Annotated in this window: 3 protein-coding genes; 1 reads left to right on the plus strand and 2 read right to left on the minus strand. The window is 71.8% G+C overall.

Annotated elements, in window-relative coordinates:
* The first annotated feature begins 52 nt into the window (after positions 1–52).
* On the plus strand, positions 53–2,791 hold the full coding sequence (acnA, locus tag CKO43_RS15915; RefSeq protein ID WP_200379211.1) for an aconitate hydratase AcnA: 2,739 nt from the start codon (positions 53–55) through the stop codon (positions 2,789–2,791).
* A gap of 36 nt (positions 2,792–2,827) precedes the next feature.
* On the opposite strand, the gene CKO43_RS15920 is transcribed toward acnA, so the two are convergent.
* Positions 2,828–13,540 (minus strand): MBG domain-containing protein, encoded by a 10,713-nt coding sequence (locus CKO43_RS15920; RefSeq protein ID WP_200379212.1) that lies wholly within the window; start codon positions 13,538–13,540, stop codon positions 2,828–2,830.
* 64 nt (positions 13,541–13,604) lie between these two features.
* Positions 13,605–15,293, minus strand: coding sequence for a ShlB/FhaC/HecB family hemolysin secretion/activation protein (locus CKO43_RS15925; RefSeq protein ID WP_200379213.1), 1,689 nt, complete (start codon positions 15,291–15,293; stop codon positions 13,605–13,607).
* Positions 15,294–15,454: the final 161 nt, after the last annotated feature.

Here is a 15,454-nt window from a genome sequence, read left to right on the forward strand (position 1 = left end):
CCTCCCGTCCGTGCCCACAATGGCCCCGCCCCTTGACCCCCGGAGGAACCGCATGTCCCGCAAAACCGCCACCCGACCGGCAGCCCACGCGTTCGCGAAGACGATCAAGACCTTCAAGACCGCCTCGGGCAAGGAAGGCCGCTTCTTCTCGCTGCCGGCGCTGGCGAAGACATGGCCCGGCGTCTCGCGCCTGCCGGTGTCGCTGCGCATCGTGCTGGAGAGCGTGCTGCGCAACTGCGACGGCCGCAAGCTGACGCCCGAACACGTGGCCCAGCTCGCGCAGTGGGCGCCGAATGCGCCGCGCAGCGACGAGATCCCCTTCGTCGTCGCACGCGTCGTGCTGCAGGACTTCACCGGCGTGCCGCTGCTGGCCGACCTGGCGGCGATGCGCAACGTCGCCCAGCGCCTGGGGCGCAACCCGAAGCTGATCGAACCGCTGGTGCCGGTGGACCTGGTCGTCGACCACAGCGTGATGGTCGACTACTACGGCACGAAGAAGGCGCTGGACCTGAACATGAAGCTGGAGTTCAAGCGCAACCTCGAGCGCTACCAGTTCATGAAGTGGGGCATGGGCGCCTTCGACACCTTCGGCGTCGTGCCGCCGGGCTTCGGCATCGTGCACCAGGTGAACCTGGAGTACCTGGCGCGCGGCGTGCACAAGACGGCCGACGGCCTGTACTACCCCGACAGCCTGGTCGGCACCGACAGCCACACGACGATGATCAACGGCATCGGCGTCGTCGGCTGGGGCGTCGGCGGCATCGAGGCCGAAGCCGGCATGCTGGGCCAGCCGGTCTACTTCCTGACGCCCGACGTCGTCGGCTTCGAACTCACCGGCCAGCTGCGCGAAGGCGTCACCGCCACCGACCTCGTGCTGACGGTCACCGAGATCCTGCGCAAGGAGAAGGTGGTCGGCAAGTTCGTCGAGTTCTGCGGCGAAGGCACACGCACGCTGTCGCTGCCCGACCGCGCGACCATCGCCAACATGGCGCCCGAATACGGCGCGACCATGGGCTTCTTCCCGGTCGACGAGAAGACCATCGACTACTTCTCCGGCACCGGCCGCACGAAACGCGAAATCGAGGCCTTCGAAGCCTATTTCCGCGCCCAGAAGCTGTTCGGCGTGCCGCGTGCCGCCGACATCGACTACAGCCAGCTCGTGCGCCTGGACCTGTCCACCGTCGCGCCCAGCCTGGCCGGCCCGAAGCGCCCGCAGGACCGCATCGAGATCGGCCAGGTCAAGAGCCGCTTCACCGAACTCTTCAGCGCCCCGGTGGCCGACAACGGCTTCGACCAGCCGGCGGCCAAGCTGGCGCCGGCGGTCACCGCCGCCGGCGGGCTGGAGCTGCACAACGGCGACGTGCTGATCGCTGCCATCACCAGCTGCACCAACACCAGCAATCCCGGCGTGCTGCTGGCTGCCGGCCTGCTGGCGAAGAAGGCGGTCGAGGCCGGGCTGAAGGTGAAGAAACACGTCAAGACCTCGCTCGCGCCGGGCTCGCGCATCGTCACCGAGTACCTGGAGAAAGCCGGCCTGCTGCCGTATCTGGAGAAGCTCGGTTTTGCCGTCGCCGCCTACGGCTGCACCACCTGCATCGGCAACGCCGGCGACCTGGCGCCCGAGATCAACGAAGCCATCACCGGCCACGACCTGGTCTGCGCCGCGGTGCTGTCGGGCAACCGCAACTTCGAAGCCCGCATCCACCCCAACCTGAAGGCAAACTTCCTCGCCAGCCCGCCGCTGGTGGTGGCCTACGCGATCGCCGGCAACGTCACGAAGGACCTGATGACCGAGCCGGTCGGCATCGGCAAAGGCGGGCGCGAGGTCTTCCTCGGCGACATCTGGCCGACCAGCGACGAGATCGCCGCGCTGATGAAGTACGCGATGAACGGCAAAGCCTTCCGCCAGAACTACGAGAAGGTGGAGACCGACCCCGGCAAGCTCTGGGAGAAGATCCGCGGCGTCACCGGCGAGGTCTACACCTGGCCGGCCAGCAGCTACATCGCCGAGCCGCCCTTCTTCCGCGACTTCGCGCTCGAGCCGGCGGCGCTGGTGCCCGGCGTGCAGGGCGCACGCGTCATCGGCCTGTTCGGCGACTCGATCACCACCGACCACATCTCGCCGGCCGGCAGCTTCCGCGAAACCACGCCGGCCGGGCGCTACCTGCGTGAACTGGGCGTGCTGCCGGCCGACTTCAACAGCTACGGCGCGCGCCGCGGCAACCACGAGGTGATGATGCGCGGCACCTTCGCCAACGTGCGCATCAAGAACCTGCTGATCCCGCCGCGCGAAGACGGCACTCGCGTCGAGGGCGGCTACACGCTGTACCAGGGCGGCGCCGAGCCCGAGCTGCTGCCGATCTACGACGCGGCGATGAAGTACGTCGCCGCCGGCGTGCCGACGGTGATCTTCGCCGGCGAGGAATACGGCACCGGCTCCAGCCGCGACTGGGCGGCCAAGGGCACGATGCTGCTGGGCATCAAGGCGGTGGTGGCGCGCAGCTTCGAGCGCATCCACCGCAGCAACCTGATCGGCATGGGCGTGCTGCCGCTGCAGTTCAAGGCCGGCGACTCCTGGCAGAGCCTGGGGCTGCGCGGCGACGAGACCGTCGACGTGCGCCTGGCCGACGAGCTGAAGCCGCTGGCGGACGCGACGCTGGTCATCACCGCCGCCGACGGCACGCGCCGCGAGCTGGCGCTGACGCTGCGCATCGACACGCCGATCGAGGTCGAGTACTACCACCACGGCGGCATCCTGCCGTTCGTGCTGCGGCAGCTGCTGGCGGCCTGAACTAACGCGGCGGCGCCGGAGCGCCGCCGCGCTGTTTCAGTTGCCGACGCGCAGGCTGACCTGCGTCGCCGCCGACGCGCCGCCTTCGACCTGCGCCGTGACGACGACGTCCAGCGTCACCGGCGCGCCGGCCGGCGGCGTGCCGCTCAGCACGCCGGTGCTGGCGTCCAGCACCACCCACGAGGGCAGCGGCCGGCCGTCGGCCAGACGCGCGCTGTAGCCCACCTTGGCTTCGGGCGGCTTCTCGAAGCTGGCGCCAGCGTCGAAGCGGAAGCCGCTGGCCGGCGTCAGGTTCAGCTGGCTCTGCGGCTCGATCGCGACCAGGCGCGCGGCCGGGTTGGCGTCGGCTGCGCCGCCGCTCACCGGCGTGCCGCCGTCGCCGCCCGGGTTCGCCGCAGCGCCCGAGCTTGAGCCGGCGGACGTGCCACCCGCACCGCCACCGGACGTGCCGCCCGAGGCGCCGCCTGTGGAGCCGCCTGTGGAGCCGCCGGAGGTGCCGCCGGTGCTGCCTGAGGTAGCGCCCGAGGCGTCGCCCGAGGCGCCACCCGAGGCCGCACCCGCGCCGCCCGTGTCGGCAACACCACCGACGCCCGCGCCACCGGTGCCGGGCGCAGCGCCCGTCGTGCCGCTGCCGCCGGTGCTGCCCGCGGACGGCGCATCGCCACCGCCCGAGACACCACCGCCGACGACGACCAGCGAGCCCGGCTGGCCCAGGCTGGGCGCCGGCGTGCCACCGGCCGGCGGCACCGTGACCACCGTCGTCGCACCACCGCCGTTGCCGGTGTCGTTGCCGACCTGGTTCGTCAGCTTCTCGGAGTTGACGTTGGACGAGGGCTTCACCGTCAGCGCGCCGTCGACGTACTGCAGCTCGTAGTTCGCCGCGCTGCCGTTGGCGGCGACGATGGCATAGCTGCCCGGCGCCAGACCGGCGCCGCTGGGAGCGCTCAGCACGACGCCGCTGACGACACCGGGGGTGTCGGCATACAGCAGCTGGCTCGTGTTCACCGAATAGGTCAGCGTCGGGTCGGGTTCGCCGGCAATGCGCGACTTGTCGTCGGCGCTCACCGTCAGCTGTGCCTTGGCCACCGTCAGCGTGCCGTCGTGCAGCACCAGATCGTAGTTGGCCGCCGTACCGCCGCTGGCGCCGATGACGTGCGTGCCCGCCGTCGCCGCCGCGCCGGTGGCCGTCGTCAGCGCGACACCGCTGACCACGCCGGCCCCGTCGCTGTACTTCAGCTGGCTCGCATCCACCGTGTAGCCCAGCGTCGGGTCGGCTGCGCCGTAGACCTTGGCGGCGTCGGCCGCGCTCACGTCGAGCTGCGCCTTGGCCACCGTCAGCGTGCCGGCAACGTACTGCAGCTCGTAGTTCGCCGCCGTGCCGCCACTGGCGGCGATGGCATGCGTGCCCGCCGTCGCCGCCGCGCCGGTGGCCGTCGTCAGCGCGACACCGCTGACCACGCCGGCCCCGTCGCTGTACTTCAGCTGGCTCGCATCCACCGTGTAGGCCAGCGTCGGGTCGGCCGCACCGTAGACCTTGGCGGCGTCGGCCGCATTCACCGTCAGCGCCGCCTTGGACACCGTCAGCGTGCCGTCGTGCAGCACGAGATCGTAGTTGGCGGCGCTGCCGCCACTCAGCGCGATCGCGTGCGTGCCCGCCGTCGCCGCGGCGCCGGTGGCCGTCGCCAGGTTCAGGCCACTGACCACCGCGGCCGTGTCGGCGTACTTCAGGTCGCCGGTATCGACGCCGTAGGCCAGCGCGGGGTCGCTCGCGCCGTAGACCTTGCTGCGGTCTGCAGCGGTCACGTCCAGCTGCGCCTTGGCCACCGTCAGCGTGCCGGCGCTGAAGCTGCCGAGCTGGTAGTTGCCGTCGGCAACAGCCAGCGTGCCCTGGGTGATCGCATGCGTGCCGGCGGTCGCGCTGGCACCGGTGGCGGTCGCGAGCAGGCCGGCGAAGACGTCGGCCGCACTGTCGCCGCCGACCAGGCCCAGGCCGCCGACGCTGAAGCCCAGCGTCGGGTCGGCGTCGCCGTAGGTCTTGGAGCGGTCGAGCGCGCTGACGTTCAGGGTGCGCGCCGTGATGTCGGCCTGGGCACTGTAGGCGCCCAGGCTGTAGTTGCCCGCGGCGGCGCCGGTGAGGGTCAGGCCGCTGGTCGTGATGCTCTTGTTCGTGCCCGCATCGGCGTCGGCGAACACCGCCGACAACGTGCCGGCGAGCGCCACCGCGTCGCTGCCGACGATGCCGGTCAGGCCGGCGCTGCCGGTGAAGCTGGCCGCGGTCGTCGCGTCGTAGACCTTGTTCTGCGCCGTCAGGCCGGACAGCGTCAGCGTCTTCGGCGTGATCGTCGCCGCCTGGCTGCCGAAGGCGAGCACGTAGTCGCCGGCCTGGGCGCCGGTGAGCGTCAGGCCGCCGAAGCCGACCGTGTTCGCACCGGCGACGCTGGCGGCGTTGTAGCTGCCGGTGGCCGTGCCGGTGAGCGCGATCGTGTCGCCGCTGTAGGGCTTGCCGTCGCTGCTGCTGCCGCTGCCGGGCGCCTGGGTGGCGAGCAGCGTGCCGCTGCCGCTGACCAGGGCGGCCAGGCCACCGTCGTAGACCTTGCTTGCCGCGGCACTCAGGCCACCGACGTTCAGCGTCTTGGCGGTGATGTCGGCGGTCACGGAACCGGCGCTGATCGTGTAGTTGCCGGCGTCGGCGCCGCCCAGCGTCAGCCCCGACAGCGTCACCGTCTTGCCGCTGCCGGCGTGGCGGTCGGCGAAGCTGCCGACCGCGGTGCCGGTGATGTTGATGACGTCGCTGTTCAGGTACTTGCCGTCGCCGCTGCTGCTGCCGCCGCCGACGATGCCGGCGCTGCCGCTGACACTGGTCGTCGTCGTGCCGTCGTAGACCTTGCCGTTGGCGCTCAGGCCGCTGACGTTGATCGCCTTGGGCGTGACCGTCAGCGTGCTCGAGCCGGTGGTGACGTTGATCGTGTAGCCCAGGCTGCTGGCAAAGCTGCCCTGGCCGTTGAGCGCCAGCGTGTAGCTGCCCACCGGGATGTAGCCGGCGCCGCTGGCGGTGTAGCTGGACAGGCTGGTGTCGAGCGAACCGCTGGTCGCGCTGGCCACCGTGTCGCCGTCGATGAAGCCGGTGATGCCGACCGTCGGCGCCGATGCGCTGCTGCCGTAGACGACGCTGCTGCCGCTGCCGGCGCTGACCGCGAGCGTCGGCGCGACGCTGTAGAGGAACCAGTTGCCGCTGGCCGCGTAGCCCGGCGTGCTGCCGGCGCTGTAGCTCTGCGCGTAGTGTTTGTTGTAGCCGGTCATGCCCTCGGTGCTGGCCGTCGGGTCGGCCGAGTACACGAGGTAGCGGCCGCTGCCCGCGTTCAGGCCGGTGTTGCTCGGCCGGTTGTTGACGAAGTTGCGGCCGGCGGCCAGCACCAGATTGCCGCTGCCGTTGCTCACCGTGCCGTTGAGCGTGATGTCGCTGCTGGCGCCGCTGGCTTGCAGCACCAGGCCGGCGTCGGCGTTCAGGCCGCCGCTGCCGATGGTGACGCTGCTGGTGGTCTTGATCTGCCCGCTGCTGCCGGCGTGGCCGGTGAGCGTGCCGATGGTGTTGCTGCCCGCTGACAGCGCGACCGCGTCTTCGACGTTCAGCGCCAGGCTGGTGGCGTTGAGGCTGCTGCCCGCCAATTGGGTGAGCGCGGCGGTGCCGAGCCAGCGGGCGGTGCTGATGCTCAGGTTGCCGGTGGTGGCGGTGATCGAAGAAGACGCGCCCAGCGTGATGTCGCCCCAGCCCTCCAGCTCCAGGGTGCGGCCGGCAGCCACGCCCGAGGTCAGCGCACCCTGCACGTCGATGCCGTTGCCGCTGGTGAAGCGCAGGTTCGCGTTCAGCGTGCTGCTGCCGGGCCGCAGCATCGAGGCCTGGGTGAAGTCCAGCGTGTTGATCACCAGCGCCTGCTCCTGGTCGCCGCTGCCGAACTGGACGTAGTTGAAGCCGGCGCTCTGGTGCACGACGGCACCGACTTCGGCCGTCGTCAGCGCCAGGTTGGCGCCGCCGCTGGCCGCGCCCAGCACCATGCCGTGGCTCAGGTCGGAAGGCGCGACCACCAGCGTGTGCGTACCCACGAGCTGGGTGTCGGTGGCCAGCACCAGGCCGCCGCCGGCGGCGCTGTTGCCGCGCATGAAGAGTTCGGTGCGCTCGGTGCCGCTGCTGCCGACGACGGCGCCGTCGTTGAAGCGGATGCCGCGGCCGTCGCCGCTGCCGTTGGCGCCGTAGTTGGCCAGTTGCAGGAAGAAGCCGTCCAGGCTGGAGGCCCGCAGCGTGCCCGCCGCGTCGTAGGTCTTGTCGCTGCTGTCCAGCACCGTCAGCGTCAGGTAGTTGTTGCCGGTGTCGATGTAGGTGCCCTCGGCCTGGCTGACGACGGCTTCGCAGCTGTTGCAGTCGGCGTCGACGACCCCGTTGGCGACGCTCTGGTTGGCGATCGCGGTGAAGCGGCCGTTGTCGGTGTCGATGTTGGCGCGCAGGTGCACCGAGCGCCCGGCTTCGAGCTTCAGGTCGCCGCCGTGGCCGCCGGCGCTGACGAGGATGTCGCGCAGCACCGTGATGTCGTTGCTCGCCTGCAGCGTGACCGCGGTGCCGGCGTTCAGCATCGAGGTGATCGTCTGCGGCGTGATGACGACGTCCTGGCCGGCATGGGTGTTGAAGGCCAGCAGCCCGCTGCTGCCACCGACGCCGGTGAAGCCGCTGCCGTTGCCGGCGTACAGGCTGCCTTCCCAGTTGGCGTTGCCGCTGCTGCCGTTGATCTGGCTGCTGCTGACGGGCGCGGCGTTGTTGTCGGCCAGCAGCGTCAGCGCCAGCGCCTGGCTGGCGTTCTTGCCGCTGGTGGCGTTCGGTGCCACCCAGACCAGCGGCCGCCACGCGACCTGCTCGGCGGACGTCACCAGGCTGGGCAGCAGCGTCGCGTGCACGTCGCTGGTGTAGGACCAGCCGTCGAAGCCGACGGTCGACAGGCCGTCGTCGGCCGCGGCCAGGCCGATGGCGCTGTTGCGCCAGCTCACCGGGCCCGAAGCGCCGTGGGCGCCGGAGACGAGCGTGATCGCGCCGGCACCGACCGCGTCGCAATCGGTCAGGTTGCTCAGCACCAGCAGGTCGCCGGTGGCCACCTGGTGGCCCGAGACCTCGCGCGTCAGCACGATGAACTGCGAACCGACGCCGTCGGAGGCGCTGTTGCCGACCAGGCTGTTGCGCTCGGACACGGTCGCGGCCTTGCCACTTTCGCCGTAGGCGCGGCCGGTGCTGCCGTCGACCCAGGTCACGGCGCCAGCGGCGGCGCCGCCGCTGTAGGTGTTGGTCCAGTCGGTGCTGCGCACCAGATAGTTCTTCTGGCTGCCGGTGTCGAGGACAACGACGCCGCGGTCGATCTGGGCGCCGAAGGTGTACCAGTCGACGCTGGAGAGCGTGCGGCCGATGTGGTCGCCGGCGCTGCCGCCGACCAGGCTGTTGGCCGTGCCGACGCTGCCGACGCTGCCGCCGGCGGCGACGTGTGTCACCGCCCCGACGCCGGCGACGCTGCCGTTGGACCACCAGGGGCTGGCGACGACGTAGGCGCCGCTGTCCAGCGCGGTGATGCCGTAGGTGACGTAGTGCAGGCCCGAGTTCGGGTCGACCCAGGCGTTGTAGCCCACGGCATCGCCGTGCTGGCTGCCGACCAGGCTGTTGGCGGCGCTGATCGTGCCGCCGGCCGCGCCGGTCTTGAGCTGGCCGTTGCTGCCGTCGAGCCAGGTCGCGGCACCCAGCGAGTCGGGCCGGTCGACCTGCGTCCAGCCGCTGCTCTGGCTCCACAGCGGCGAGCCGATGACGGCGTTGCCGTCGGCCAGCACCGTGACGCCGCCGGCGCCGACGTTGTCGCCGGCATGGTCGGACGTGCGGTCGACCCAGTCGCTGTTGATATCGGTCTCGCCGATGATGCGATAGGTGCTGCCCAGCGTGGCGAAGGCGACGCTGCCCGAGCCGGTGCTGCCGACCAGGCTGTTGCTCGAGGACACCGTGCCGCTGACGCCAGCGCTGCCGCTGCCCCAGGTGACGGCGCCGCGCTCCTCGTACCACTGCGGGTTGAGGAGCACGAAGTTGCCGTTCGTCAGCTGGGCGACGCCGTCGACCGGCAGGCGGTAGCCGAGCACGTCGCCGGCATGGCTGCCGACCAGGCTGTTGGCCGCGGAGACCGTGCCGCCACTGCCGCCGCCGGCGAGCGCGCCGGTGGTGCCGTTGATCCAGCTGATCGCGCCGGCCTGCGCCGCGCCGCTGTTGTTCCAGCCCGGGCTGGCGACGAGCACGTTGCCGTTGTCCAGCTCCTTGACGATGGGCGTGCCGTTGTAGCGGAAGCCGGTCGCCAGGAAGTCGTACTCGCTGACCAGCGAGAGGTTCTGCGGACCGTAGTTGACGTAGTAGGTGCTGCCCAGCGTGACGTTGCCGCCACCGCTGTACCAGCTCAACGTGGCCACGGGGCTGGCAACGCCGAAGTTGTACGGGCCCACGAGGCGCTGCTGCGTCGTCGTGTAGGTCTGCCCGCTGACGGTCGTCTCGCTGACGACCGGCACGACCCAGCTCGTGTTCGGCAGCGTGCCCAGGCGGTCGCCGGCGGCGGTGATGCTGCTCTGGTTGACGTCGGCGTAGCTGTCGGGCGTGCTGCCGACGAGGCTGTTCGCGGCCGACACCGTGCCGGTGCGCTGGCCGGCGCCGACCCAGGTGATCGCGCCGCGGCCGGTGTTCCACAACGGGCTGATCGCGAGGTAGTTGCCGTTGTCCAGCGCGTAGCCGAGCAGGCCGACGTGGTCGCCGGTGGTCGTCAGGCGGTAGGTGGTGTCGGTGAAACTCATGCCGGCGCGCGTCTGCGTCGCCGTGCTGGTGCTGACGACGTCGGCGACGCTGCCGACCAGGCTGTTCGTCGACGCCACCGCGCCGGCCGTGCCGCTGGCGCCCGCACCCCAGCTGACCGCGCCCTTGCCGCCGTCCCAGCCGGGGCTGCGCACCAGGTAGTCGCCGTTGGCGAGCACGTCGACGCTGGCGTTGAGCACCGCGTCCCAGGCGCCGTTCACCTGCTGCAGGTTGCTGCCGTCGCCGACGGAGCTGGTGGAGCGCGAGTCGACGAGGTGGATGCTGCCGACGTAGTCGCCGTCATGGCTGCCGACCAGGCTGTTGGCCGCCGCGACCGCGCTGCCGGTGCCGGCCTCGCCGCGGGCGTGGCCGTTGCTGCCGTCGACCCAGGTGACGGCGCCGTAGGCCACGGTCGAGGTCGCGGCCGAGCGGTTGCCCCAGTGCGGGCTCGCCACGATCGCGTTCGGCCGCAGGCCGTCGGCGTCGGTCGTGCCCACGGCCAGCACGCCGCCGAGGCCGACGCGGTCGCCGACATGGCTGCCGTACAGGCTGTTGCCGCTGGCGGCCGCGCCGCTGACGCCGCTCGTGCCCGAGCCCCAGGTGACGGCGCCGCCGTCGACGGCGCCGAGATCCGAATACGGCGTGACGACGAGGTAGTTGCTGCCCGAGAGCTCGAGCACGCTGCTCGAGCTGAAGTCACCGGCCGTGCTGCCGACCAGGCTGTTGCCCGCCGACACCACGCCGGCGACGCCGCTGGCGCCGGCGCCGAAGGTGATCGCACCCTTGCCGCTGCTCCAGGCGCGGTTGTGCACGAGGTAGTTGCCGTTGTCCAGCCGCACGACACCGTTGCTGCCGGCCTGCGTGCGCGTGCCGCTGGTCGTCGTCAGCACGTTGCCCGAGGTGTAGTCGTAGGCCGTGTAGGGCGAGGTGCTCGACGGGTCGAGCGCCCCCAGCGCCGAGCCGGCGCTGCCGGTCAGGCTGTTGCCGCTGCCGACGGTGGCGCCGGCGCTGCCGGCGCCGTAGACATTGCCGCTGCTGCCGTCGACCCAGGTGACGGCGCCGTTGGGCGCGTTGTCCAGGTAGTGGCCGGCGGCACTGTTGGCGCTGTCGCTCCAGTAGGGGCTGGCGACGACGTAGTCGCCGCTGCCGACGAGGCTGACGCCGCCGCTGCCGACGAAGTCGTAGGCGTGGCTGCCGACCAGGCTGTTGGCCGCGCCGACCGCGCCGGCGCTGCCGCCGGCCGCGCCGTGGGTCACGGCACCGGCGTAGGCGGTGCCGGCGTTGGTCCAGTTCGGGCTGGCGACAACGTAACCGCCGTCGGGCAGCGCGGTGACGCTCTGGCCGACCGCGTCGCCGGCGCCTCCGGGCGGCGCGGTGCGGCGGTTGGTCGCGCCCTGGGTGTAGGTGTAGGGCAGGCCCTGGTCGACGCCGAGCACGTAGATCTTGCGGCTGCCGCTGTCGGTGTCGACCAGCGCCTGGCTGCGGATGCCGGTGCTGCCGACGAGGGCGGTGCTGGCCGAGACGCTGCCGCCGGCGGCGCCGGTGGCGAGCTGGCCGTTGCTGCCGTTCATCCAGGTGACGGCGCCACGGCCGTTGAACCAGTTCGGCGTCGCGATCGCGACGTTGCCGTCGGCCAGCTGCGTGATCGTCGTCGTGCCGGCGACGGCGACGCCGCCGTAGGCGTCGTAGGTGGTGACGTTGCCCAGGCGGTCGTCGGCGGTGATCGTGATCGCGCCGTTGTTGTTGATCGTGTTGCCCGAGTAGCTGTAGCGCGTGACGCTGTCGGTGTTGGCGGTGCTGCCGACCAGGCTGTTGCCGCTGCCGATGGTGGCGCTGCCGCTGCCGGTCTTGCTCTGCCAGGTGATGGCGCCGGCGGCGGCGCTGGTGTTCTGCTGGATCGCGTAGGCGCTGGCGCCGGGCACCGCGTTGGAGTCGGCGGTGCTGAGGCTGAAGGTGTTGACGCTGCTGACGCTGCCATAGCTCGGGCTCAGCACGAGGTAGTTCTCGTTGGCGAGCAGCTGCACGCCGCCGCTGCCGGCGCGCTCGCCGGCAGCGGCACCGCGCAGGTTGGAAAGCAGCGCGCCGGTGCTGCTGTTGAAAAGGTAGACGGCACCGGTGTCGGCGCTGCCGCCGGTGTCGGCCAGCGGCGCGCTGATGATGACGCTGCCGTTGGACAGCACCTTGGTATAGGTGCCGAAGCCGTTCGTCGCCGAGGCCGTCGGGTCGTCCAGCGACAGTGAGGCCAGCGAGTTGCCGGCGTTGTCGACGATGATGTTGCGCGGGTCCAGCAGCAGCCGGCCGGCGCGGCCCTTGGGCGCGGCGAGGTCGGCATTGCCGCCGAAGACCAGGTCCTGCTTGCCCGAGACCTCGGCACGGCCGCCGTTGCCGCCGCGCGCACCGCCGCGTGCGCTCAGGCGCCCGCCGTAGAGCGTGCTGTCGTCGGACCAGAGCACGATCTCGCCGCCGTCGCCGGAGCGCGTGGCGTCGGCACGCAGCACGGTACTGCCGTTGACACCCAGCTCACGTGCGTTCGCCAGGTCGGCGTCGCCGCCCTGGAAACCGCCGCCGACGCGGATGCGCCCGCCGCCGTTGCGGCCGCTGGCGTCCAGCGTCGCGGCACGCAGCTGCAGGCTGTCGGCGGTGAGTGCGAGGTCGCCGCCGACACCGCCGCGGCCCAGCGCGCTGAAGCTCGCCGAGCTGTAGAGGCGATCGTCGGCCTCGACGCGGATGCGGCCGCCGCCGGCCGAACCGTCGGCCTTCAGCTGCGCCGACGCGGTCTGCACGACGGTGCCGGCCGCAACCACGATGCGCCCGCCGCTGCCGGCGCTGGCGCTGGTGTCCAGCGTGCCGCCCTGGCCCAGGTAGTCGGCCTGGAGCTCGATGCTGCCACCGCGGCTGCCACCGGCCAGCACCTGGCCCGAAACGTCGACGGTCGAGGCCGCGACCTCGACCCGGCCACCCGCGGCTTCGATGCGGCCGCCCACCGACACCAGGCGCAGCGTGCCGCCGTCGTCGACGAGCGCATCGGCGCCGGCGCTGCCGGCCACCGCCTGCGCGCGCAGGCGCTGCGCGGCACCGGCGCTGAGGATCACGCGGCCGCCTTCGGCCTGCACCAGCTCGCGGTTCTCGACCATCGCGGCGACAGTCGCCGGGTCGACGCGCACGCCCAGCAGCTCGCTGCCGTCGATGTCCAGCGTCACCGCGTCGCCGGCGGCCAGCGCCACCGTGCCCAGGCGGGCGCTGACCACGCCTTCGTTGATGACCTCGGGCGCCAGCAGCGCGACATAACCGCCGGAAGCGGCCTTGATCGTGCCCTGGTTGACGACGCTGCCGGCCGTGGCGCCGCGCGTGAACTTCATGCGCCCGGCGGCGAAGTCCTCGTCGGCGATGTCCAGCGTGCTGGCGACGATGCCGCCGACGTCGACGCGCGAGCTGCGGCCGAAGACGATGCCGTTCGGGTTGACGAGCAGCACCTGGCCGTTGGCGTTGAGACGGCCCTGGATCGCCGACGCATCGGCGCCGGTGACGCGGTTCAGCAGCACCGACTGGGCGTCGGGCTGGCGGATCTGCACCTGCGCCTGGCTGCCGATGTCGAAGCTGTTCCAGTTGATCGCGGCGCGTCGCCCGCCCTGGGTGATGTCGAGCCGGCTGCCCTGCTGGTTCAGCGCCGCCTGGCCGCTGACCACACGCCCGCCCTGCGGCAAGGCGTCCGGCGCCGGCGGCCCGGCGGCCCAGGCGCTGCCCGACAGCACCAGACCGACGCCGAGCGCGACGCCGGCGACACCCGAGCTGCGTTTGCCGCGTGCGCGTGTGCCCTCGGCCACGGCGACGCAGGCCCCGGTGCTGTCGTTCCAGACCAGTCGATAGATGCGGTTGATGGCGCCAGGACCTTGGTTCATGGTGTTCTCCGAAAGAGGTTCAGGGCGACGGGCCATCGCGGCCCGCGCAGGAGGCGCTGCGGCCTCAGAAAGCCTTGATGAGCGAGACGAACAGGCGCGGGTCGCGCTCGGTGCCGTCGCTGTCGTCGCCGGTGGCGGGGTTGCGCACCGGGTTGTCGCCGTGGCGCCACGAGAGCGCGGCGCGCACCAGCACGCGGCCGGGAGCGGTCCAGGTCGCGCCGACGCCGTTGCCGGACAGCCGGTAGCGGTTCGGGTCCAGCGTGGCGCTGTTGCGCTCATGGTCGCGGCGCAGCCAGGCGTGGTCGTGGAACAGCGACAGCGTCAGGTCGGGGTGCACCTGGCGGCGCCATTCCAGCGACAGCAGCGTGCCGTCGTCGCCGCTGGGCTCGGAGTTCGAATACGCGCGCACGGCCGACTGGCCGGTGACGCCGAACTTCTGCGACGAGTCGAGGTTGCGGCTGGCGCGCTGGCCGGCCAGCGTCAGCTGCAGCGAGTCGGCGGCGCTCAGGCGCTGCAGCCGGGTCAGCTGCCAGCCCAGGCTGCGGAAGCTGCCGTCGCGGTCGGGGCCGCCGGGGGTCTGGTCGGCGGCCAGGTCGGCGGCGTTGCCGCCCAGGTCGAGCCGGCCCAGCGTCAGCGTCAGCGAGAACTGCGTGACGCCGCCGCCGAACAGCGCGTCGCTGGCGTCGCCGGAAAGGCCCAGGCTGCTGACGTTCAGCCGCTTGTCGCTCAGCTGGATGCCGGCGATCGCGTTGTCGAAGCTCTTGCGGTCGTGCGCGAGGTTGATGCCCAGCGTCGAGAACTGGCGGCGCAAGATGGGATAGCTGAGCGCTGCACCCCAGCTCGTCGCACCGCCGCTGTAGCGCGTGCCGGTCAGGTCGTAGCCGTAGGCCAGGCGCGAGAGGTTGGCGCTGGCGCGCAAGCCGTCGGCGCCCAGCGGCGCGCTGTAGGCGGCGCTGCCGTAGTCGGAGCCGGCGCTGTGGCTGCCGAAGAACTGCAGCTGGTCGCCGAAACGCAGCGGGCTGTTGATCTCGACGCCGCCGCTGGTGCGCCATTCGCCGCTGGCGCGTGTGCCGGCGTTGTCGAACTGGGCGTGGCCGCTGAGCAGCGGTTCGTCCTGCACCGTGACGACGAGGCGGGTCTCGCCCGGCTCATCGCCGGGTTCGAGCAAGGAGCTGGCGGTCACGCCCGGCAGCGAGTCGAGCAGGCCGATCGCCCGCTGCACGTCGTCGGCGCGCACCGGGGCACCGATCTTCTGGCGCGCCGTCATCGTGCGCCGCACCTGCTCTTCGCCGATGTTGCGCCCCGGCGGTGCCTGCTCGACGCGCACCCCGCCCAGCCGGCCTTCGAGCACGGCGATCGTGACGACGCCGTCGCGCAGTTCCTGCTCGGGCAGGTAGGCGCGCACCAGCCAGCCGGCTTCCTGGTAGGCCTGGGCGACGAGGTCGGCGGCGCGGCGCAGCTCGGCCAGGCCGGCGGTCTGGCCGACGAAGGGGGCGAGGCGGGCCTGGAGTTCGGCTTCGGACAGCAGGCTGACGCCCGTCAGGCGGAAGGCGCGCACCTGCACGCTGGGGCCCGAGACCGGCTGCGCCGGGCGCGCCGGTGCCGCTGCGGGCGGCGGCACCGGGGGCGGCAGCGTGTTGCTGCGCTCGGCGTCGCGCAGCAGCTTGCCGGCGTCCGGCGGGGTCTGGGCGTGAAGCGCGGAACAAGCCAGAAGCGTGGCTGCAGCCACGGCCCGCAATGCCAGGTTGTGCATGTATTCAGTCCCCTGTTCGACGACGGCCGGGAGCACACCTTCGGTGCAGTCCCCCGGGACGAGACGAAGCTTAGGTCAGCACAATGCGGGATATGACTTGGTGTTAGGCCCTAAAACAGCACCTTTATCAAAGTTATCTAGCCAAATTTGATGAGGTTCAT

The organism is Rubrivivax gelatinosus (assembly GCF_016583785.1).
Taxonomy (GTDB): Bacteria; Pseudomonadota; Gammaproteobacteria; order Burkholderiales; family Burkholderiaceae_C; genus Rubrivivax; species Rubrivivax gelatinosus_B.

Coding starts and splice junctions, on each gene's coding strand:
- CKO43_RS15925 (WP_200379213.1), bottom strand. CDS start 15,293: ATGCACAACCTGGCATTGCGGGCCGTGGCTGCAGCCACGCTTCTGGCT.
- acnA (WP_200379211.1), top strand. CDS start 53: ATGTCCCGCAAAACCGCCACCCGACCGGCAGCCCACGCGTTCGCGAAG.
- CKO43_RS15920 (WP_200379212.1), bottom strand. CDS start 13,540: ATGAACCAAGGTCCTGGCGCCATCAACCGCATCTATCGACTGGTCTGG.